The organism is Gilvibacter sp. CC01 (assembly GCF_055755295.1).
Genome location: NZ_CM146909.1, coordinates 1,370,756 through 1,392,213, shown reverse-complemented (window position 1 = coordinate 1,392,213; position 21,458 = coordinate 1,370,756). Strand labels below are relative to the sequence as shown.

The following is a 21,458-nucleotide window of genomic DNA, read 5'->3' as shown; positions in this document are numbered from 1 at the left end:
ATGTGTGGAATTGTAGGCTACATTGGCCATAGAGATGCTTACCCTATTATACTCAACGGACTACGACGTTTAGAATACCGTGGCTATGATTCGGCAGGTATTGCACTCTATGACGGAAATGATATTGAAATGTGTAAGACCAAAGGAAAGGTAGAAGACCTTTCTCAAAAGGCAGATGTACACATTTCAAAAAACGGACATTTAGGAATAGGACACACCCGTTGGGCAACCCACGGAGTGCCAAACGATATCAACTCGCATCCACACATTTCTAACAGTGGAGATTTGGTGTTAATTCACAATGGGATCATAGAAAACTATGCGACCATTAAGAAGGAACTTGAAAAACGCGGTTATTCCTTTAAGTCAGATACCGACACTGAGGTATTGGTTAATCTTATCGAGGAGATCAAGAAACAAGAAAAAGTAAAGCTTGGTAAAGCGGTACAGATCGCTTTGAACCAAGTGGTCGGAGCCTATGCGATCGCGCTGTTTGACAGAAAGAAACCCAACGAGATCATTGTTGCAAAGTTAGGATCTCCTTTAGCTATTGGAATAGGCGACGAGGAATTCTTTGTTGCCAGTGATGCTACACCTTTCATAGAATTTACCAACAACGCTATCTATTTGGAAGACGGCGAATTGGCTATAATACGTTTGGGGCGTGAGGTTCGCGTACGAAAGATCAAGAACGACAAACTGGTCGATCCTTATGTACAGGAGCTTCAGTTGAATCTAGAACAAATAGAAAAGGGTGGTTATGATCACTTTATGATCAAAGAGATCTATGAGCAGCCATCGGTAATAAAAGATACGTATCGCGGACGTTTGCTTGCAGATCAGGGAATTGTTCGTTTGGGCGGTTTGGAAGATCACATTCAAAAATTCATGAACGCAGACCGTATTATCATTGTAGCCTGCGGAACCAGCTGGCATGCCGGTTTGGTGAGTGAATATATTTTTGAAGAATGGGCGCGAATTCCTGTTGAGGTAGAATACGCTTCGGAGTTCAGATATCGCAACCCTATCATTACGGAAAACGATGTGGTTATCGCCATTTCGCAATCCGGAGAAACTGCAGATACCCTAGAGGCGATCAAATTGGCTAAGTCTAAAGGAGCCTTTGTTTATGGGGTATGTAATGTGGTAGGTTCTAGTATATCTAGAGAAACACATAGCGGAACGTATACGCACGCTGGTCCTGAAATTGGTGTGGCTTCAACCAAGGCCTTTACTACGCAGATCACCGTTCTAACGCTTATGGCTTTGCGTTTGGCCAAAGAGAAAGGCGCAATGTCTCAAAGCAACTATATGATGCACCTGCGCGAATTGGATCTTATTCCAGAGAAGGTTGCAGAGGCATTAAAGACCAACGATCATATTGAAGCTGTAGCTAAGCAGTTCAAAGATGCAAGGAATTTCTTGTATTTAGGGCGTGGATACAATTTCCCAGTGGCTCTTGAAGGGGCTTTAAAACTTAAGGAGATCTCTTACATTCATGCGGAGGGATATCCGGCAGCAGAGATGAAGCACGGTCCTATTGCACTTATTGATGAGAATATGCCTGTAGTGGTGATCGCTGTAAACAGCAACCACTACGAAAAAGTGGTGAGTAACATCCAGGAGATCAAGTCTCGCGACGGAAAGATCATTGCCGTAGTGACAGAAGGAGATACCACAGTTACCGAAATTGCCGATTACGTAATGGAAGTACCAAAAACTCCCGAGGCTTTAACGCCACTTGTGACGACAATTCCACTGCAATTGCTCTCTTATCATATCGCCGTAATGCTAGGTAAAAACGTGGACCAACCACGAAACTTAGCCAAGTCTGTAACGGTAGAGTAAAAATTTCTCAAAAAAAGCATTTAAGCCTCCCATTTTTTCGGTTAAAGAACTATCTTTGCACCGTTAAAAATGAGGGGCTTATTAGCTCTTCTAAATGAAGAAATTAAATCCGAACAAATGTCAGACGTTTCAGGTAAAGTTGTACAAATTATCGGACCTGTTGTAGACGTAGAGTTTACAAGTGGTCAGGAGCTTCCACAAATCTACGATTCTCTAGAAGTTGCCTTAGGTGGAGGAACCTTAGTACTTGAGGTTCAATCGCATATCGGTGAGAACACAGTTCGCACCATCTCTATGGATTCTACAGACGGTTTGAGCCGCGGTGTAGATGCAAAAGCAACCGGGCAGCCAATTCAGATGCCAATCGGAGAAGATGTTTACGGACGTCTTTTCAACGTAATTGGAGATGCTATCGACGGAATTGGAAACCTTCCTAAAACAGGAGACAACGGACTTCCTATTCACCGCGAAGCACCAAAATTCGAAGATCTTTCTACTTCTACAGAGGTGCTATTTACCGGAATCAAAGTAATCGATCTTATTGAGCCTTACGCAAAAGGTGGTAAGATTGGTCTTTTCGGTGGTGCAGGTGTAGGTAAAACAGTATTGATCCAGGAATTGATCAACAACATCGCAAAAGGACACGGTGGACTTTCAGTATTTGCCGGTGTAGGCGAGCGTACTCGTGAAGGGAATGACTTGCTTCGTGAAATGTTGGAATCTGGAATTATCAAATACGGTGACGACTTCTTGCACTCTATGGAAGAAGGCGGATGGGATCTTTCTAAGGTAGACAAGCAAGCCATGAAAGAATCTAAAGCGACATTTGTATTCGGACAGATGAACGAACCTCCAGGAGCTCGTGCTCGTGTAGCACTTTCTGGATTGACTATTGCTGAGTACTTCCGTGATGGTGCCGGAGACGGACAAGGAAAAGACGTACTTTTCTTCGTAGATAATATCTTCCGTTTTACACAAGCCGGTTCTGAGGTATCTGCACTTCTAGGACGTATGCCATCTGCGGTAGGTTACCAACCAACTTTGGCAACAGAGATGGGTGCTATGCAGGAGCGTATTACTTCTACAAAGAAAGGATCGATTACTTCTGTACAGGCGGTTTATGTACCTGCGGATGACCTTACTGACCCTGCTCCAGCGACAACTTTCGCTCACTTGGATGCAACTACAGTATTGTCTCGTAAAATTGCTGAGCTTGGTATCTACCCTGCGGTGGATCCACTAGATTCTACTTCTCGTATCCTTACTGCTGACATTCTAGGAGACGAGCACTACAACTGTGCGCAACGCGTAAAAGAGTTGCTACAGCGTTACAAAGAACTTCAAGATATCATCGCGATTCTTGGTATGGAAGAACTTTCTGAAGAGGATAAAATGGCCGTAGGACGTGCACGTCGTGTACAGCGTTTCTTATCTCAGCCTTTCCACGTAGCAGAGCAGTTTACCGGTATCCCAGGAGTACTTGTAGATATCAAAGAGACTATCAAAGGATTTAACATGATCATGGACGGTGAGCTAGATCACCTACCAGAAGCGGCATTCAACTTGAAAGGTTCAATCGAAGAAGCCATTGAAGCCGGAGAGAAAATGTTAGCCGAAGCCTAATCACCAAATAATTAAAAGATGCATTTAGAAATAGTAACTCCAGAAGCAACACTTTTTAGCGGCGAGGTAAAATCTGTGGCTGTGCCTGGGGTTGAAGGAGAATTCCAAATGCTGAACAATCACGCAGCCACTGTTTCTTTACTTGGTCCTGGAACCGTTAAGGTTTGGGGAGATGTAAAGCTAGACGAAGAGGTAGCCGATAAGTTTACCCAAGGTAAAGACGGCATCACTCGCTTAGAGATCACTTCAGGTACTGTAGAGATGAGCGACAACAAAGTGATTGTCTTGGCAGATTAAGTGCTTATAACTTTATAAAAAGAAAGCCTTTCCATTTGGAGAGGCTTTTTTTATGCTTGCTATTGTTTGAAAAACAGGGGAAAACCCCCTTTTGTGGGCAATACTAAATACCGACTTTTATGGTCTTAATCGGAATAATTCGTTGCATACAGTAACCTCACAAACAATATTAGACTATTCCTAGACTTAAATCTTAAATTATGAAAAAACTACTCATTGCATTTGTGGCCATCGGATTAGCGGCTTGCAGCACAGACAACTCAGAAGACGTTCAACTTCAGACCACAACTGCAGATAGAGTTGCAGCAATCATGGATTTGGAACCAGATCCTGCCTTTGACAATTCCAATAGCGGACTATTCAAAGGAATAATTGCCAGCTATGACCTAAAAACTAAAGGTACTCTAGCTATTAATACCACCGAAAAAGGCGGTTTAGTAGCGGCGGCGAGATTACATAAGGTAAACGATGGGCTTGAGCGCGAGGTCTATTTCGAAGGTGTGCAAGATGTGTCGGATCCGGATCGATTCTATTTTATTGGAGACCGCGGTTCTTTTAGCATTTTATTAAATGATGAGAAGCGCCTAGTGGTAGAGCATTTTGATTTTGACGGCACCGATTCATATGTAGTAGCTTACAAGCGCTCTCGCGGAGGGGATGTTTCTCTGGCCATGGGTACTTTTGATGACGATTACACAACCCCTGGGGGCTTTGAGGGCAACTGGGATGCGATTCATCGCGGAGCTGTTTATACTTCTCCAGCAGGAGAGCACTCTACCTTTGCTACCGACCTTCTTATTGTGGATGAAATTGTTATCACTCAAGGGTCGAACATGTACATCAATCAAGATGGAGCACAAACCAATGACTCATTTACCGAAACCTGCTTTTACAACGCGACATTTCCACATGTTTGGTTTTTTGACACTACGGGATATCGCGAATTTATTGGCTACAATCAAACGACCACCTTTGCAACAAGGGTAGCTACTTGGTCTTTAGCTTATTATTTCTTTGGAGGGGAATTCATTTACGATACGCCTGCTTGTGGAACTTCGGAAGCAGCTGGTTACGGTACTTTCAGTTGGGATGGAAACAACGGTCGCTTGCGAGTTGATACATTATCAGACCTATAATCGAACTTAACTGAGATAAGAAAGCCTTTCCAAAATGGAGAGGCTTTTTTTATTTACTGCATCGCTAAATACAATAAGGCTGCAATAGCTCCTCCAATTAAAGGACCCGCAACAGGGATCCAGCTGTATCCCCATCCGGAATCACCTTTGTTTTTAAGAGGAAGAATAGCGTGCATTATTCGCGGGCCTAGATCTCTGGCTGGGTTGATCGCGTATCCCGTTGGACCTCCTAAACTAATACCCACAGACCAAACTATAAAGGCCACTGGGATGGCCCCTAAAGACCCTAGGCCAATTATCCCTTCTTGTTCGCCTACAGATAATTCCGGGCCGACAATGTAAAATACAGCGAAGACCAAAATAAAGGTTCCCAAGATTTCGGTCATTAGGTTTCTAAAGTTGTTTGCTATAGCAGGAGTGTTGCAAAAAGTAGCATGGATACTCGCTGAATCCTCGGTGGCATCGTAATGATCTTTATGGGTTATCCAAAGGGCAACCATCGCAGCCATAGCACCAATGAATTGCCCGGCAATATAAATAGGCACTTGAGACCATTCAAACAATCCGGTAATCGCTAAGGCTACCGTCACAGCAGGATTGATATGAGCTCCGCTGTACGGTCCGGCAATAAGAACTGCTACATAGACTGCCATGGCCCAACCCGTGGTAATAACTATCCAGCCGGAATTGTTTCCCTTGGTACCTTTGAGTACCACATTACAGACCACTCCATTTCCCAATACCATTAAAATGAAGGTGCCCACAATTTCTGCTATAAAAGGAGTCATTTTTTATATTCTTTAGTTGTTTATTCTATCCAATTTGCTGCGCGTTTCACCGCTTTATGCCAAGTGCTGAGATACTCTTCTACTCGGGCCTGATCCATTTCTGGCTCAAAGCTACGGTCTATTTTCCACTGCGATTTCAAGGAGTCCAGATCTGGCCAAAACTCAACGGCAAGGCCAGCTAGATAAGCAGCCCCTAACGCGGTGATTTCTAATAGCTTTGGTCTTACCACGGGAAATCCGAAGATATCTGACTGGAACTGCATGAGTAAATTATTGGCCGTAGCACCACCGTCTACCCGCAATTCTGCACCGGCCACTCCAGAATCGGCTTCCATAGCTTTTACAATATCGTATACTTGGTAGGCAATACCTTCTAGCGTTGCTCTTGCAATATGCGCCTGCGTGCTTCCTCGCGTTAGTCCAACAATGGCACCTCTTGCGTAAGGGTCCCAATGTGGTGCTCCAAGTCCGGTCAATGCAGGCACAAAGTAAACGCCTCCGTTGTCTGTCACACTGCTGGCCAAAGCTTCAATTTCTTTGGCATCGTCTATTAGTTTTAATCCGTCTCTGATCCATTGCACGGCAGCACCTCCTACAAAAATACTACCCTCTAAGGCGTAGGCGACCTGATCATCGATCTGCCAGGCTATGGTTGTGAGTAGGTTGTTCTTAGAATAGACGGGCTTATCGCCGGTATTCATAAGCAAGAAACAACCCGTGCCGTAAGTGTTTTTTACCATGCCTTTCTCCGTACAGAGCTGCCCAAAGAGAGCGGCTTGTTGGTCTCCGGCTATACCGGCAATAGGAACAGTTCCACCAAGTATTTCACTAGCGGTTACTCCGTAGACCTCGCTGCTGGATTTTACCTGAGGCAAGACCGTTTTTGGAATGTTGAGCAGTTGCAGCAGCTCTTTATCCCAGTCTAAAGTGTGTATATTAAACAGCATGGTGCGGCTGGCATTACTCACATCGGTAACAAAGCTCTTGCCATTAGTGAGTTTCCAGATCAGCCAAGTGTCTATAGTTCCAAAGCAAAGATTGCCCTGTTTTGCTTTTTCTCTTGCGCCTTCTACATTGTCCAAGATCCACTTGAGTTTGGTCCCAGAAAAGTAGGCATCGATGATCAGCCCGGTCTTTTCCTTGATATTCTCGATATGTCCTTCTGCCTTGAGTTGGTCACAATACTTGGCCGTTCTCCGATCTTGCCAAACAATGGCATTGTAGATAGGCACTCCGGTTTCTCTGTCCCAAACCACAGTAGTTTCGCGTTGGTTAGTAATACCTATGGCTGCAACGGCCTCGGAGGTGACCTGAGCCGATTTAAAGGCCTGACGCACGGCATAGAGCTGAGATTCCCAGATCTCCATCGGATCGTGTTCTACCCAACCCGGCTGTGGAAATATTTGCTCAAAGTCCTTTTGACCAACCCCAGCATTCGAACCGCTGTGATCAAAAAGAATAGCACGAGAAGATGTAGTTCCTTGATCTAATGATAGTATGTACTTTTTTCTCATAAATCTGTTATTAATCCAGCACATATTGTCCGGCCAGATCGTTAAAGCTTTTAAGCTGTTGGTCTTGCCAAGACTGATCTTTGTCTAGTTCCGCAGCAAGTAAATTAGCAACTACTGGAGCTGCATCTACTGCAGCTCTAGCATCTAAAAATAATAATCTCACCCGTCTTGCCAGAACGTCCTCTACTGTTCTAGCCATTTCTTCTTTAGCGCTCCAAACTACTTGTCCTTTAGTGTAAGGATAGTCCGGATGAATTTTTTTTGCGTATTCGGCTTTACTAGATTCAAAGTCTAAATAGGCGTCCAGTAGACTGCCGTACATTTGTAAATGGGGAAAATCAGAATGTTTTTGCTCGCTAATGTTCCCTTTTATAGGCAAGGATTTTGTGACAGAGGCTGCAGGTTTGAAATTGTAGTCCTCAATTATAGTGTCTACCACATCTTCTGCCATTTTTCTGTAGGTGGTCCATTTGCCGCCTACAATACTCACCACGCCTTGTTCGCTCAGAATTTTATGGCTTCTGGAAACTTCTTTAGTGTTGGTATCATCCTTTTTAGGTTTAGCCAATGGGCGTAATCCGACAAAAACAGAGCGTACCTCTTGGCGCTCCGGCGCTCTTGTTAAGTACGCTCCTATGGTCTCAAGTATGAATTCGATCTCCGACTCCAAGGCCACCGGTTCTATCTTCGGTTTTTTGATCAGGGTGTCTGTTGTTCCAGCCAGGACCTTACCGTTCCATGGAATGATAAAAAGCACGCGTCCGTCGGAAGTCTTAGGGATCATTAATGCTGTATTGCTCTGCAAGAATTCTCGGTCTAGCACCAAATGCACACCTTGACTAGGAACTACGGTCTTTTTATGATTAGGGTCTTTGAGCTTTAGCACTTTGTCTGTAAAGATGCCTGCAGCATTGACCACCACTTTGGATTGTACGCTGTACACCTGCTCGGTTTCCATGTCCTCGACTTCGATACCTGCTGCGGAGCCGTCTTCATTGCTTAACAATCCAACCACTCGCATATGGTTCATAACCAAGGCTCCTTGTTCTGCGGCGGTTTGAGCCAAATTAACAGCCAACCTAGCATCGTCGAACTGTCCGTCAAAATAAGAAACACCTTTGTGTAGGCCATCTCGCTTTAATGTTGGCAAGGCCTTTAGCGTCTTATGTTTGGAGATCAATTGTGATTTACCCAGGCTGAATTTGGTGGCCAGTAGATCGTATAGCTTTAAACCAATAGTATAGTAATAACCACCCCACCAGCTGTAGTTTGGGATGATGAATTCTTGTCTTTTGAACAAGTGTTTGGCATTTTGCTCTAAAAGCCCACGCTCTCTCAGGGCTTCTTTGACCATTTTTACATCTCCCTGTTGCAAGTATCGCACCCCACCATGAACAAGTTTGGTACTCTTGCTCGATGTGCCTTTGGCAAAGTCATACCATTCGAACAAGGCCGTTTTATAGCCGCGACTCGCCGCATCAACAGCAATACCTAAACCGCTAGCGCCACCTCCGACTATAATAATGTCAAAAGATTCTTGCTCGAGCAAACGAGCGAGTTGAGATTCTCGGGTATTCAATTTTTGGATAGTTATTCTTCTTTAAAAATACCAAATAAAAAGAGTAATTTAAAGTACAATGCTGGGAATCAGGTTAAATTATCATTAGGAATCATAAGAGCGATAACTCGCGATGCACTAAATTGTTTGAGCCCGTAAAATCTCTGTATTTTTGTGATGATGAAGCAGCTTCCGGATAAATTGGCAAAACGCTTAGAACAACGCTTGCAAAATAATGCCTTGCGCAAACTAAGTGTTTACAATCCGACCTTCGACTTTTCTTCAAATGATTATTTAGGATTGGCTGCTGCGGAGCTCAACTGGAGCCATAAATCACATAAGCTAAAGGGAGCCGCCGGCTCGCGTTTACTCACAGGGAATCACAAGGCTTATGAGGTATTGGAAAAGCAAATTTGCAGTTTCCATAAATCGCAGGCTGCATTGGTCTTTAACAGCGGTTATGCAGCAAATTTAGGCCTGTTGGGAGCTATCGGACAGCGCGGGGATCATATTTTTTACGATGCATTGGCACATGCTTCTATTAGAGACGGCTTACAGCTTACCAAGGCTAGGAGTCTCAAGTATCGCCATAACGATCTGATGCACTTACAACAACTTTTAGAAGAACATAAGGAGTCTACGGGCACCTTGTATGTGGTTACGGAGTCTGTTTTTTCAATGGATGGAGACAGTCCGGATCTAGAAGCCTTGGTCAACTTGTGTGAACGTTACGAAGCCTATTTAATAGTTGATGAGGCGCATGCTCTTGGTGTAATAGGAGAGCGCGGGCATGGACTTGTACAGGCTTTGCAAATGCAAGACCGAGTGTTTGCAAGAATAGTGACCTTTGGGAAAGCCCTAGGCTACCATGGTGCTGCAGTGCTTGGCTCAGAACCATTAAAGAGCTATTTAGTAAATTTTGCACGTTCTCTTATCTATACTACGGCTTTAGCAGAAGACATGGTCTATGCCTTGGCAGACCGTTATACTTGGTTGTCTAATTCTACTGAGGCTATACAGGAGATAAATAAATTACATTGTAATATAGCATTATTACGATCATATATTGAAAAATATGGATTAAACGAATACTTCATTGTGTCAAATAGCGCGATCCATTCAGTAATAATTCCCGGAAATGAGCGTGTAAAAGCATTGAGCGACAGTTTAAATGAAGCAGGCTTTGGTGTACTGCCAATTCTTGCACCCACAGTGCCAGAAGGAGCAGAACGTCTGCGGATATGTCTACACTGTTACAACGAATCTGATAGTATTGAGCTTCTTGCGGAGCGCATTGCGAGCTTTCTGAAAGATTAATTCAATTTCTCTAAGACCTTGCGTATTTTTGCAATATGCAATTATTCGTGACCGGAATAGGAACAGATGTGGGGAAGACCGTAGTTGCGGCTATCCTCACCGAAGCGCTTCAAGCTGATTATTGGAAACCTGTTCAAGCCGGAGATCTAGCGAATTCAGATACGCACAAAGTCGGGCGACTGATCAGCAATGATAAAACGGTCTTTCATCAATCGGCCTATGCCTTAGAAACTCCAATGAGTCCGCATGCCGCTGCTGCCATCGATGGGGTGGAGATCGGTCTAGATAAGATCAAACGCCCTAAGACAGACAATCATTTGGTTATTGAAGGTGCTGGCGGCTTGTTGGTTCCATTGAATAATAGCGATACCGTTCTCGACATTGCCCAGCCTAGCGATCATATAATTTTGGTCTCCCGTCACTATTTGGGAAGTATAAATCACAGCCTGTTGAGCATAGCCTTGCTCAAGGCTCGAGGATTTAAGAACATCAGTCTTGTTTTCTCTGGAGATGAACATCCTACTACGGAGAACATCATAACAACTACCCATCCTGATGTGCCTGTATTGGCGCGTATAGATCAGGAACCATACTTCGATCAGAATGTGGTCAAGGCTTACGCGGACGATTTTAAATCTAAGCTGCTATGAGTTTGTCCGATAGAGATTCCAAACACCTTTGGCATCCGCTGACTCAGCATAAACTCGCTGGGCCGGCTTTTCCCATAACTCGGGCCAGTGGTGTTTACCTGTGGGATGAAGCTGGGAATTCCTATATCGACGCCATTTCGAGTTGGTATATCAGTATGTACGGCCATTGTAATCCTATGATCACCTCTGCCGTTGCAGAACAAATGCTGCGGATGGATCAGATCGTATTTAGTGGTTTTACGCACGAGCCTGCTATAGCAATGTCAGAAAAGCTCATGGCCTTGCTGCCTAAAAATCAACAGAAGGTTTTCTTTTCCGATAACGGCTCTACCAGTATTGAGGTTGCCGTTAAAATGGCCTTGCAATATCACTTCAATCGCGCTGAAAAGCGCGATCTCTTGCTGGCCTTCGAAAACGGCTTCCACGGCGACACTTTTGGGGCTATGTCTGTTTCAGGTTTGGATGTTTACAACGGACCTTTTAGCGATTTTTCTTTGGAGGTCAAGCGGATAACACCTCCAAATGGATCCAACAACGAGCAGGTTTTAAAAGACCTCAAAAAGTATTTGGAAACTGGACGGGTGGCGGCTTTTGTATTTGAGCCTTTGGTTCAAGGGGCTGCTGCAATGCAACTCAACGATGCAACTGGCTTGTCTTTCATGATCGCAGCTTGTCATGCTGCAGGGACTCTTTGTATAGCCGATGAGGTCATGACCGGTTTCGGAAAAACAGGGACATATTTTGCCAGTGAACAACTTAGCGAACTCCCTGATATTATCTGCTTGAGCAAGGCCCTAACCGCCGGGCTTTTGCCTATGGGACTCACTACTTCTACGCAAGCGGTTTACGATGCTTTTTACAGCGATCAGTTAGCCGACGGATTCTTTCACGGGCATACCTATTCTGCAAATCCTTTGGCGTGTGCTGCTGCCATTGCTGCCATGGAGCTGCTTGTATCCGACGAGATCCAACAGAATATCCAAAGGATAATTGATTCCCATCAGGAATTCGATGCCGAGATAAAAAAACATGTTGCAGTAGCCTCTACCAGACAATGTGGTGTGATCTATGCCATCGATCTTAAAAAAGAAATACCGCGTTACGGCAAAGAGCGTGACACCATTCTACAATTCTTTATGGATCGAGGGGTTTATTTAAGGCCTTTGGGTAATACGATCTATATAGTTCCTCCATTTGTGATTCAACAAGAGGAATTGCAGAAGATTTATGAAGTTCTGAGACAAGCCCTAGTCGCTTTCGGCACTTAGCAATCGGTTGTTGATCAGATCGTATTCCTGCTCGGAACCGGAGACTCTAAAGCGGATGTATTTATAGGCCCACTCATCACCGGATTTATCGCCCCAAACCAGTATTTCTCCGCTGTTCTTTGGTCCTTTTACCGGGATCTTTAGATCTGCTGTGCCTTGGTTACCCGAATAATTGATATTCCCCTGAGCAATACCCGACACTTCTATAGGCTCGCCCAATTGTTCTATGACCCACTCACTTTCTTGGGCCTTTGTCAAGGCAGTCTGATAGGGTTTTGACTCTTTAAAAAGCGCCGAGACTCCAGTGACCAATGAAACCACAAAAACTACTATTAAAACAAGCACAACCAAGCAACCTCCTGTTGGGAGTGCCCATTTCCAATTGCGTTGCCACCAATTTTTCTGAGGTAATACTTCATCCATAGTTTCTGATGCTTCAAATGAACTTTTAAAGGCCTATTTTTGCAGAAATTTACAAAATTTTGATGGACCACATAAGCATTTTAGGAATGTCTTCCGTGTCTGCATTGGGCAGCATTTCTGCAGTTGTTTGGGAAAATTACAGTGCTGGTCAAGCTTTGTTTTCTAAGACTACAACACCATCTGGTCCTGTTGCTGTTGCTCGTTTATCTCAGCAGCTTGAGCAGGAGGTAGAACAGCTGGCTCAACAAAATCCCAATTACAAGCGTCTGGACAGAACAGCCTTGTTGGCAATCTTGGCTGCTAGAGGCTCAATGGATGGTATGCAGATTAAGGGAAAATGGGGAGTTAACATTGGGTCATCGCGCGGAGCCACGGGACTTTTTGAGAAATACCATCAAGATTTTATAAACCGCGGGGAAGCCCATACACTGTCTTCTCCCACTACTACCTTGGGGAATGTTTCCACTTGGGTGGCTCAAGATCTTCAGCTCCCTGCAATGAGCTTGGGACATTCTGTAACCTGCGCTTCTGCAATGCATGCTGTACTGAATGGAATTGCTTGGTTGGGTTCTGGTATGGTTCAGGCAATGCTTGTTGGAGGGACCGAGGCGCCACTCACTGCCTTTACCATTGCTCAAATGCAAGCCCTCAATCTTTATTCAAAAAATACAGACGGCTTTGCCTGCCGTGCTCTGGATCTTGATAAAACGGCCAACACTATGGTGTTGGGAGAGGCGGCTGCAACAGCTGTTTTAGTTTTAGGAGACCATCCACAGGCACAAGGACTTATATGTGGTTTTGGCTGGGGTACGGAAACCTTAGATCATCATACTTCTTTAAGTAAACAAGCAGATTGCTTTCAAGATTCCATGAAAATGGCATTAACCGCAGCAGGACTGGAAATTGTAGATGCTGTGGTGATGCACGCTCCGGGAACTATCTTGGGCGATAAGGCGGAATACCGGGCATTACAAGAAGTATTTGGTTCTAACTTGCCTTATTTAGTATCAAATAAGCACCTTATTGGCCACACCTTAGGAACCTCCGGCATGCTCAGTTTGGAACTCGCCATGCTAATGCTACAACAGCAAGATTGTCCTGTAAATCCATTTTTAGAACAAGCGATAGAAAAGCCTCAGCAGTTTAAGACCGTAATGATCAACGCGGTTGGATTTGGCGGAAACGCCGTGAGTCTAATTGTATGTAAATAAGCCGTGAAAAACTCAGGCTTTGAACCGCAATTTATCTGCATACGAATCTTATATTTGCATATCTAACCCAGGCTTCGGCAACCAAATTTTAACGGAGCGAGAATAGCGAAACTATGCGACACGACTGGACCCGAGAAGAGATCATGGAAATTTACAATACGCCGCTTATGGAGTTGCTTTATCGCGCTGCTACAGTGCATCGCGAGCATCACGATCCAAATACGGTACAAGTCTCTACGCTCTTGTCCATTAAGACTGGTGGCTGTCCGGAAGACTGCGGTTACTGCCCTCAAGCGGCCCGATATCACACCGATATTGAAGGTAATGATCTAATGACTGTGCAGCACGTAAAAGCTCAGGCTTTGCGTGCTAAGGCATCGGGGAGTTCACGAGTGTGTATGGGAGCAGCCTGGAGAAACGTAAAGGATGGTCCAGAGTTCGATCAGGTCTTGGAAATGGTTCGTACCATTAACAAACTCGATATGGAAGTTTGCTGTACCCTAGGTATGGTGACCGAAAATCAAGCCAAGCGATTGGCAGAAGCCGGTTTGTATGCCTATAACCACAACTTGGATACCTCAGAGGACTATTACAAAGATGTGATCTCTACGCGCGCTTATCAAGACCGTTTAGATACCATTTCTAATGTTCGCAAGACCAATGTGACGGTTTGTAGCGGCGGAATCATTGGAATGGGAGAGAACCTGGAAGACAGAGCCGGAATGTTGGTAGCCTTGGCTACACTAGATCCGCAGCCAGAATCAGTACCTATCAACGCTTTAGTAGCCGTAGAGGGCACTCCGATGGAAGACATTGAGCCGATCTCTATCTGGGAGATGATCCGCATGGTAGCCACTACGCGTATTGTGATGCCAAAAACCCAGGTGCGCTTGTCTGCAGGTCGTACAGAGATGAGCAGAGAAGGACAAGCCATGTGTTTCTTTGCCGGAGCGAATTCCATCTTTGCCGGAGACAAACTATTGACCACGCCAAACCCTGACGTGAACCAGGACATGGAAATGTTTAAAATGCTTGGGCTCACTCCGCAGAAAGCGTTTGTAAAGAAAGCACAACCGGAAACAGTTGAGGCAGAAGACTCTGCATACAATCCTTTAGGTGAAAAACCCAAATGGACGCGACCTGGGCATAAAATTGCCCGTAATGAAGCGGCGCGAAAGAAGTAAACTTCACTACTTTTTTTATTACAAACTACAATTTAAGTCTCCCTCTGGCGTTCTTTAGACTGGAAACACCATTACCCAATCTTAATTCGAACACCTATGAGAAAGTTGCTAGTATTAGCAATTGTTGGGCTGTGTTTAGTTTCCTGTAGTAAAGACGACGACGCTCCGAACAATTGCAAACAACCCGGAAGCATCATTATTGAACAACTCAACTCGACCTCCATCTTATTTTCTTGGGGGATCGACGCAGAAACCGCCTGGGAGGTTGAATACGGCCCGGTTGGTTTTGCTTTAGGCACCGGTACGGTCCGCCAAACCTCACAAGAGAGTTTTTTCATTGAAGACCTGGAACCAGCTACGGAGTATCGCATTTATTTGCGTACCAATTGCGGTTCTGATGGGTTTAGTGAATATATATCTGTGGATGTAGTTACTGCAGAGCCGAGCGTGACCTGTAATCCACCGTCTAATTTGCAGCTAGTGAGTCTAAGCGACACCACTATTGAGCTGTCTTGGGACGAGAATAACGAGACTGCTTGGGAGATCGAGTACGGGCCAACAGGTTTTGCTTTAGGAACCGGAACTACAGAGAATACCTCGCAAAATTCATTCAAAATAGAAGGGCTGAGTCCATCGACCACTTATGAAATCTATGTGCGTGCCAATTGTGGTTCGGACGGATTCAGTACCTTCTCAGATGCTCTGGTCATTACGACCGATAGTTAAGTAGAGTATCGCTAGGGGCAAAAGGGCGGGGATATCCTCGCCCTTTTGTTTTTCTTCAAACCGCTCTAGTCCCAGATTGCCATGTAGAAGGATCGTTTTAGGTTATTTAAATGTTTCGTAATTTTAGCCCCGATCTTAAGAAGGAGTATGCAGTTAAGTCCAATAGAAGTTCGCGAGACCATTACTAAGGAGGAGTTTAAAAGAGAATTCTTAAAACCCCAAAAGCCAGTTGTGATAAAACGTTTTATCGAAGATTGGCCAGCCTTTGAGAAATGGGATCTGGATTATATGGCCACCGTTGCCGGAGAGAAAGAGGTTCCTCTTTATGACGACCGTCCGGTAGATTACAAAGACGGATTTAATGAGCCACATGCAAAAATGAAGATGAGTGAGTATATAGACTTACTTAAGCGCGAACCAACCAAGTTCCGGATATTTCTTTGGAACATTTTAAAAGAGGTGCCTGAGCTACAAAAGGATTTCTCCTATCCTGATTTTGGTATCAAACTCATGAAAGGTTTGCCTATGCTTTTCTTTGGAGGTGAGGACTCTTACACGTTTATGCACTACGATATAGACCTCGCCAACATCTTTCACTTTCACTTTCACGGGAAGAAGCAAGTGATCCTTTTTGACCAAGCGCAAAATGATTATTTGTACAAGATCCCGCATTCACTCATTACGCGAGAGGACATAAATTTTGCCGATCCTGACTATGAGAAATGGCCTGCTTTAAAACAAGCTAAAGGTTATATCGCAGACTTGGAGCACGGTAATGTGCTCTATATGCCAGAGGGATATTGGCATTATATGCGCTATATAACGCCAGGCTTTAGTATGAGCTTACGCGCCATTGCCCGCAATCCGAAGAACCTAGGAAAGGCCCTGTATAACATATTTGTAATGCGACACTTTGATAATGCCATGCGTCGCATGAAAGGACAAGCTTGGATAGATGGTAAGAACGAGAAGGCCGTGGTGAATACCCACCGTAAATTGGGGATCTCTTAGTATTACAAATTCATCAATTCATTGATCTTCTCATAGATCAAATGCGTCTCCCAACCTCGGTAAATGAGGTAATCTGCCAATTTCTTTTTCTTTTTCTGCGGATTGGTCTCGGTTAGAGAAGCAAAGCGCCTTTCCGCTAAGTTGTGGAAGGTGCTGTAATAGTCTGCCTCTGGAATTTCCTTTAAAGCCAGTTTTACATTATAGGCAGAGATGCCTCGGGTTTTGAGTTCGCGAACAATGCGTTGTTTTCCCCACTTCTTGTTTCGGAATTTACCTCGAGCAAAACTCTGTGCAAAACGACTTTCGTTGAGGTAATTGTGCTGCATTAAATGCAAGATGATCTCCTCTTTAGCAGCGGGAATCATGCGCATCTCGGTCAACTTTTTCTCCACTTCTTTATGGCAGCGATCCTGGTAGGCACAATAACGTTCCAGCCGAGCCTGAGCCTCTTCAACAGTATAGGTTTTACGGTGTTGCGCACGATTCATCGGCTTCAAAAATACACATTCAAGCATGAAAAAACGAGCTATGAAATGTCATAAATAAACGACAAAAAGTAAAATAAACTTTACATAATGGAAAATATTCTATACTTTTGAAACATCAATCATTAAAAACGAATAGTAATGAACACGAATTATTTATTTCCGCATCGCTACAAAAAATGGGGCTGGATGGTGCTCATCCCAGCTGCTATTCTGGGATTTTTGACAGTTCTCAACGATTACAGCCCGGCATTTTTAGACCTGCCTGTCTTTGCAATTGCTGTCGATGAGATCTTTGGAGAACGCAAGTATTTTGGATTTATCGATAACAACATTCTTAACGAGATACTGGGAGTGCTTATCATTTTAAGCGGTCTGGTTGTCGCTTTTTCTAAGGAGAAATTGGAGGACGAGCTCATCAGTAGTATTCGCCTAAAGAGCCTGGTCTGGGCCACTTATGTGAATTACGGCGTGTTACTGCTGGCCTTTATCTTTGTTTACGATCTTTCCTTTCTATGGATCATGATCGTTAATATGTTCACCATTTTGGCGTTCTTTATTATTCGCTTTAACTGGCAGTTGCGCAAGCTGCACAATACGGTTAGCAATGAAGAATAATATCAAAGTAGAGCGCGCGCGTCACAACATGACCCAGGCAGCCTTGGCAGAAGCCGCCAAGGTAAGCCGCCAGACCATCAATGCCATGGAGTTGGGTAAATACGTCCCCTCAACGGTATTGGCTTTGCGATTGGCAGCCATCTTCTCCACCACCGTTGATAATCTTTTTGAATTAGAAGATTCGGATTGGTAGTTTACTGCTGATCGAGTTCTTCTAAGGTCTTTGCTGCCGAGGCATTGATGCTTCTGTAGCACTTTAAAACCCAACCGAAGACCAAGAAGAGTATGATTCCTCCAATAGGCACATACCAAAACATCACGGAGCCTTCTACAAACACATCTTGGCCTTTAAAGAGCTTCGCAAAGACCGGCAATATGGCCACCATAAGCAGCGGGGTCATTCCTAAATTGATCTTTTGAAACAAGAGGAATCTACGTTTACGATCGGTAAAGTCTTCCATCAACTGCTTTTGAGTACCTGAACTTATGGGTAAATTTTGTAGATCGCGAATGGCGCTTAATGAAAGTATGGGAAGCACGGTCAAAACAGCGATCGCTACAATAGCGCAAAGGCGTAAATACCAAATGTCTAGCTTGCCAAAATTAACAAGTATATAAGCTGCAAAGATATAGCAGAGCACGCCACCAATAGTTTCGTAAGTGTTGAGCTTCTGATATTTTGCGCGGTATTTTTGAGTGGTCATTTCCATAATTAATTGATCTGTTAACTGTTGTTGTTTTTCGATTTTCAGATTCATCTGCTGCCAGGCAGCTTGCATTTCATGTAGTTCCATAACTAGTGCTGCGGTTTATTGGCACGCATTTGTGCTTTGATTCTATTTAATCGGGTACCGATATTGCTCGGACTGTAACCCGTGATCTGTCCAATTTCTTCGTACGATTTTCCGTCTAAATACAAGAGGACTATCGCCCGATTCACTTCACCCAGTTGTCTGATCTGCGCGTACAAATACTGCGTGCGCTCGTCCATTAAGGCATCTTGCTCTTCTATGATTCTGTGCAACTCCGGTATGAGTTGCTGATCGTCTGGCTTGCGCTTTTGCAGCTTTAGATACTTTATCGCCGTATTCAAGGCCACGCGATACATCCAGGTAGACCAACTGGAATTTCCTTTAAAAGAACCAAAAGATTTCCAGAGTTGATATACCATTTCCTGATAGAGGTCTTGGCGCTCTTCTGGTCTATCTGCATAAGCGTTGCTGAGCTTATAGAGAATACCTTCGTGCTGTTTGATCAGTTTTGTAAAATCGGCCGATTTACTCATCGATTATAATAGAGACTCACTGCGTTAGTACACCCTTAAGGTAAAAAATCACACTCAGGCATAAAAAAAAGAGGCCATTGCCTCTTTTAGTATTTATTTCTCAGCCAATCTGACCTGCTGTACATAGCCCTTAAACTCGTCAATTATATAGGCGCGCAGACTCCCAGAAATAACGTAATAGAGATTGGTATTTGCCGTACCCTGAACCTTGAGGTATTCGTAGCGTTTTAGGGTGATCTCATCTTCCCAAAGCTCGTGCTGGTCAAATAGGTTTTTGAAGTGTTCGTGGAGGTTCATATCATTCAAAGATATAGAACAATACGGGTAAAGCGCTAATTCCAAAATTCTCAGATATGGCTGTTATTCTGTAATCAGTGGCGTTGAAATTGTGAACAGCAAGGGGGCGTATGTCAACATAGATTCCTTGGCCAAACGCCTTGCTGCGCGTTGAGAAACCAGCACCTAAGTTTAATTGCATTTCATAGCTGTATTTCACATTGTAGAAATCCCCTCTAATTGAGTTGAATTCGTATTCGACTATGGAATAATCATACCCTAAGAGCAGATCAAAAGGTGCTTTTGGAGCACTAGCACAAGCGAATAAAAACAATAGGGGAATACATAAAAGTAATTTTCTCACAAGTCAGAGTTTTAAAACAACACTCCCCAAGTTACTAATGAACAAAACATTCAAAAGCACTTGGGGAGTAAGTCCGTACTAATTTATGAATTTATGGATTGATTTGAGAATTGATAATCCGCATGAGGGATTGCAGCAAAGTACCATGTACTGCGAAAAGCCCGACCCGAACAAAGAGAGGGGCATGCCCAAAAAAGAAAAGTTTTTAAAACAAAAAACCCCCACCGCAAATGCGATGAGGGTTTCTTAGGGTTAATTTACTTTCTTACCATTTTTATCTTTAAAATGATATTCCAGATACGTGTAAGCATCTCTAGGTTGGATTTTTACCCATTTTTTGTGCTCCATGAACCATTTGGTTCGCACAGATGGAAAGCCTTTGGTTAAGAAGGCCGCTATAAAAGGATGCGTATTTAACGTCAGATTTTTATAGTCTTTTTTACTTAAGCGTTTTAGGTCTTCGGTAATTCTATGGACCACACTGATTGGAGCTTCGATCTCGCCCGACTGTCCGTTAGGATCTTCTTCTCGGGTTTTGATATTCACTTCCGGTCTTACGCGTTGTCTGGTAATTTGGATAAGTCCAAATTTACTAGGCGGCAAAATCTTGTGTTTTGCTCTGTCGTCTTCCATTTCCTTGCGCAAATGGTTGTAGAGTTCGCGTCTGTGTTGGGCTTTACCCATGTCTATAAAATCGATCACGATTATACCACCCATATCGCGAAGACGCAATTGGCGCGCTACCTCGGTAGCGGCAATTAAATTCACTTCTAAGGCTGTGTCTTCTTGCGATTTGGACTTGTTGGATCGGTTTCCGGAGTTCACGTCGATAACGTGGAGGGCCTCGGTGTGCTCAATTACCAAATAGGCGCCTTTGCTCGTCGATACCGTTCGACCAAAGGAGGTCTTGATCTGTCTTTCAATTCCAAATTTCTCATAAAGAGGAACTTTAGAATCGTAGTACTTTACAATGTTCTCCTTCTTGGGTGCAATTTCTTGCACATAATCTTTGATCTGATAGTAGAGTTGCTCGTCATCGCAATGAATGGCGCTAAAATTGTCATTCATTAAGTCGCGAATCATAGAGGTTCCTCTGCTCATCTCACTAAGCACCTTAGAGGGGAGGTGCGCCCCTTGTAGCTTCTTGCAGATGGCCGTCCAGCGGTCCATTAAATTCTGCAGGTCTTTGTCCAGTTCAGCTACTTTCTTTCCTTCCGCAACGGTGCGTACTATGATCCCAAAACCTTTGGGTTGAATACTGGTCACCAGGCGTTTTAGTCTGTCTTTTTCTTCTTTTGTGCCGATCTTTTGCGAGATCGAGATCCGATTGGAAAAAGGAACCAATACAATATATCTACCTGCTATGGACAGTTCCGAAGAAATTCGGGGTCCTTTGGTAGAGATCGGCTCTTTTACAACCTGAACCAAAATCGATTGATTGTTTTTAAGCGCGTCGTTGATTTTTCCGTGCTTATCAATCTCTTTTTCGAAAGGAAAGTTCTTTAGAGAATACTCTTTAAGTTTACCTGTGCTTACACGTTTTATGAACTTCATTAAAGAAGGAACGTTTGGCCCCAGATCGTGATAGTGCAAAAAGGCGTCCTTTTCGTAACCCACATTCACGAATGCTGCATTTAGGCCGGGCACCGTTTTTCTGATCTTGGCAATGAAAACATCACCTACAGAAAACTTGTTGCCGTCTTCTTCTTTGTGCAGTTCAATAAGTTTTCCATCTTTTAAAAGGGCAAAATCAACTTCAGAGGAACCGGATCTAATAAATAATTCGTAGTTCACTCGATGTAATTTTATATCCATGAAGCCCTAAGGCCATCACAGATGGATTAAACATATTATTTTACAGGTTTTACTTCTAAAA

The 21,458-nt window shown here is 43.9% G+C and carries 23 protein-coding genes; 13 read left to right on the top strand and 10 right to left on the bottom strand.

What is annotated here, in order from left to right; all coding sequences use genetic code 11:
* The 4 genes from glmS to AC0J2F_RS06610 all read left to right on the top strand — a co-directional run bounded on the left by glmS (nucleotide 1) and on the right by AC0J2F_RS06610 (nucleotide 4,904).
* Nucleotides 1–1,848 (top strand): glutamine--fructose-6-phosphate transaminase (isomerizing), encoded by a 1,848-nt coding sequence (glmS, locus tag AC0J2F_RS06625; RefSeq protein ID WP_473006976.1) that lies wholly within the window; start codon nucleotides 1–3, stop codon nucleotides 1,846–1,848.
* Between the two features lie 117 nt (nucleotides 1,849–1,965).
* A complete protein-coding gene (atpD, locus tag AC0J2F_RS06620) occupies nucleotides 1,966–3,471 on the top strand; it encodes a F0F1 ATP synthase subunit beta (protein WP_473006975.1) in 1,506 nt (501 codons plus the stop codon).
* A gap of 18 nt (nucleotides 3,472–3,489) precedes the next feature.
* The gene (locus tag AC0J2F_RS06615; RefSeq protein WP_473006974.1) at nucleotides 3,490–3,768 is read left to right on the top strand and encodes a FoF1 ATP synthase subunit delta/epsilon; all 279 of its coding nucleotides are present in this window, start codon (nucleotides 3,490–3,492) and stop codon (nucleotides 3,766–3,768) included.
* 200 nt (nucleotides 3,769–3,968) lie between these two features.
* On the top strand, nucleotides 3,969–4,904 hold the full coding sequence (locus AC0J2F_RS06610; protein WP_473006973.1) for a hypothetical protein: 936 nt from the start codon (nucleotides 3,969–3,971) through the stop codon (nucleotides 4,902–4,904).
* A gap of 53 nt (nucleotides 4,905–4,957) precedes the next feature.
* Here the strand turns inward: AC0J2F_RS06610 and AC0J2F_RS06605 are convergent, their stop codons facing one another.
* Genes AC0J2F_RS06605 through AC0J2F_RS06595 form a run of 3 tightly spaced genes read right to left on the bottom strand, consistent with a single transcriptional unit; the run spans nucleotide 4,958 to nucleotide 8,785 of the window.
* Nucleotides 4,958–5,692 carry an MIP/aquaporin family protein gene (locus tag AC0J2F_RS06605; protein WP_473006972.1) on the bottom strand — a complete coding sequence of 245 codons (735 nt, stop codon included), beginning with the start codon at nucleotides 5,690–5,692 and terminating at the stop codon, nucleotides 4,958–4,960.
* A gap of 20 nt (nucleotides 5,693–5,712) precedes the next feature.
* Complete coding sequence (gene glpK, locus AC0J2F_RS06600; RefSeq protein ID WP_473006971.1) at nucleotides 5,713–7,206, bottom strand: glycerol kinase GlpK; 1,494 nt, start codon at nucleotides 7,204–7,206, stop codon at nucleotides 5,713–5,715.
* Nucleotides 7,207–7,216: 10 nt separating this feature from the next.
* Nucleotides 7,217–8,785: a glycerol-3-phosphate dehydrogenase/oxidase gene (locus AC0J2F_RS06595; protein WP_473006970.1), complete on the bottom strand. Its 1,569-nt coding sequence runs from the start codon at nucleotides 8,783–8,785 to the stop codon at nucleotides 7,217–7,219.
* Nucleotides 8,786–8,941: 156 nt separating this feature from the next.
* Between AC0J2F_RS06595 and AC0J2F_RS06590 the strand changes: the two genes are divergently transcribed.
* Genes AC0J2F_RS06590 through bioA form a run of 3 tightly spaced genes read left to right on the top strand, consistent with a single transcriptional unit; the run spans nucleotide 8,942 to nucleotide 11,999 of the window.
* Nucleotides 8,942–10,081, top strand: a complete 1,140-nt coding sequence (locus AC0J2F_RS06590; protein WP_473006969.1) for an aminotransferase class I/II-fold pyridoxal phosphate-dependent enzyme — start codon at nucleotides 8,942–8,944, stop codon at nucleotides 10,079–10,081.
* 35 nt (nucleotides 10,082–10,116) lie between these two features.
* Nucleotides 10,117–10,731: a dethiobiotin synthase gene (bioD, locus tag AC0J2F_RS06585; protein WP_473006968.1), complete on the top strand. Its 615-nt coding sequence runs from the start codon at nucleotides 10,117–10,119 to the stop codon at nucleotides 10,729–10,731.
* Entirely contained in the window at nucleotides 10,728–11,999 is a 1,272-nt protein-coding gene (bioA, locus tag AC0J2F_RS06580) for an adenosylmethionine--8-amino-7-oxononanoate transaminase (protein ID WP_473009347.1), read from the top strand. The genes bioD and bioA overlap by 4 nt, the downstream gene beginning before the upstream one ends.
* Here bioA and AC0J2F_RS06575 read toward each other — a convergent pair.
* The gene (locus AC0J2F_RS06575) at nucleotides 11,979–12,422 is read right to left on the bottom strand and encodes a cytochrome c oxidase assembly factor Coa1 family protein (RefSeq protein WP_473009346.1); all 444 of its coding nucleotides are present in this window, start codon (nucleotides 12,420–12,422) and stop codon (nucleotides 11,979–11,981) included. The genes bioA and AC0J2F_RS06575 overlap by 21 nt on opposite strands.
* A 62-nt stretch (nucleotides 12,423–12,484) precedes the next feature.
* Here AC0J2F_RS06575 and AC0J2F_RS06570 point away from each other — a divergent pair, with 62 nt between their 5' ends.
* The 4 genes from AC0J2F_RS06570 (at nucleotide 12,485) to AC0J2F_RS06555 (ending at nucleotide 16,554) form a co-directional block, all read left to right on the top strand.
* Nucleotides 12,485–13,633, top strand: a complete 1,149-nt coding sequence (locus AC0J2F_RS06570) for a beta-ketoacyl synthase N-terminal-like domain-containing protein (protein ID WP_473009345.1) — start codon at nucleotides 12,485–12,487, stop codon at nucleotides 13,631–13,633.
* Between the two features lie 113 nt (nucleotides 13,634–13,746).
* Nucleotides 13,747–14,817: a biotin synthase BioB gene (bioB, locus tag AC0J2F_RS06565; RefSeq protein WP_087524095.1), complete on the top strand. Its 1,071-nt coding sequence runs from the start codon at nucleotides 13,747–13,749 to the stop codon at nucleotides 14,815–14,817.
* A gap of 96 nt (nucleotides 14,818–14,913) precedes the next feature.
* Nucleotides 14,914–15,543, top strand: a complete 630-nt coding sequence (locus AC0J2F_RS06560) for a fibronectin type III domain-containing protein (protein WP_473009344.1) — start codon at nucleotides 14,914–14,916, stop codon at nucleotides 15,541–15,543.
* A 147-nt stretch (nucleotides 15,544–15,690) separates the two neighbouring features.
* Complete coding sequence (locus AC0J2F_RS06555; protein WP_473009342.1) at nucleotides 15,691–16,554, top strand: cupin-like domain-containing protein; 864 nt, start codon at nucleotides 15,691–15,693, stop codon at nucleotides 16,552–16,554.
* A gap of 2 nt (nucleotides 16,555–16,556) precedes the next feature.
* Here the strand turns inward: AC0J2F_RS06555 and AC0J2F_RS06550 are convergent, their stop codons facing one another.
* Nucleotides 16,557–17,042 (bottom strand): regulatory protein RecX, encoded by a 486-nt coding sequence (locus tag AC0J2F_RS06550; RefSeq protein WP_473009341.1) that lies wholly within the window; start codon nucleotides 17,040–17,042, stop codon nucleotides 16,557–16,559.
* A 138-nt stretch (nucleotides 17,043–17,180) separates the two neighbouring features.
* Between AC0J2F_RS06550 and AC0J2F_RS06545 the strand changes: the two genes are divergently transcribed.
* Nucleotides 17,181–17,657, top strand: coding sequence for a hypothetical protein (locus AC0J2F_RS06545; RefSeq protein WP_473009340.1), 477 nt, complete (start codon nucleotides 17,181–17,183; stop codon nucleotides 17,655–17,657).
* The gene (locus AC0J2F_RS06540; protein ID WP_473009339.1) at nucleotides 17,647–17,850 is read left to right on the top strand and encodes a helix-turn-helix transcriptional regulator; all 204 of its coding nucleotides are present in this window, start codon (nucleotides 17,647–17,649) and stop codon (nucleotides 17,848–17,850) included. Before AC0J2F_RS06545 ends, AC0J2F_RS06540 begins: the two co-directional genes overlap by 11 nt.
* Before the next feature lies 1 nt (nucleotide 17,851).
* On the opposite strand, the gene AC0J2F_RS06535 is transcribed toward AC0J2F_RS06540, so the two are convergent.
* The 5 genes from AC0J2F_RS06535 to AC0J2F_RS06515 all read right to left on the bottom strand — a co-directional run bounded on the left by AC0J2F_RS06535 (nucleotide 17,852) and on the right by AC0J2F_RS06515 (nucleotide 21,376).
* Nucleotides 17,852–18,451, bottom strand: a complete 600-nt coding sequence (locus tag AC0J2F_RS06535) for a hypothetical protein (RefSeq protein ID WP_473009338.1) — start codon at nucleotides 18,449–18,451, stop codon at nucleotides 17,852–17,854.
* Between the two features lie 2 nt (nucleotides 18,452–18,453).
* Nucleotides 18,454–18,942, bottom strand: coding sequence for an RNA polymerase sigma factor (locus AC0J2F_RS06530; RefSeq protein ID WP_473009337.1), 489 nt, complete (start codon nucleotides 18,940–18,942; stop codon nucleotides 18,454–18,456).
* A gap of 93 nt (nucleotides 18,943–19,035) precedes the next feature.
* Nucleotides 19,036–19,239, bottom strand: coding sequence for a hypothetical protein (locus tag AC0J2F_RS06525; protein WP_374957954.1), 204 nt, complete (start codon nucleotides 19,237–19,239; stop codon nucleotides 19,036–19,038).
* 1 nt (nucleotide 19,240) lies between these two features.
* Nucleotides 19,241–19,582: a hypothetical protein gene (locus tag AC0J2F_RS06520; RefSeq protein ID WP_374957953.1), complete on the bottom strand. Its 342-nt coding sequence runs from the start codon at nucleotides 19,580–19,582 to the stop codon at nucleotides 19,241–19,243.
* Nucleotides 19,583–19,834: 252 nt separating this feature from the next.
* Complete coding sequence (locus AC0J2F_RS06515) at nucleotides 19,835–21,376, bottom strand: Rne/Rng family ribonuclease (RefSeq protein ID WP_473009336.1); 1,542 nt, start codon at nucleotides 21,374–21,376, stop codon at nucleotides 19,835–19,837.
* Between the last annotated feature and the right edge of the window lie 82 nt (nucleotides 21,377–21,458).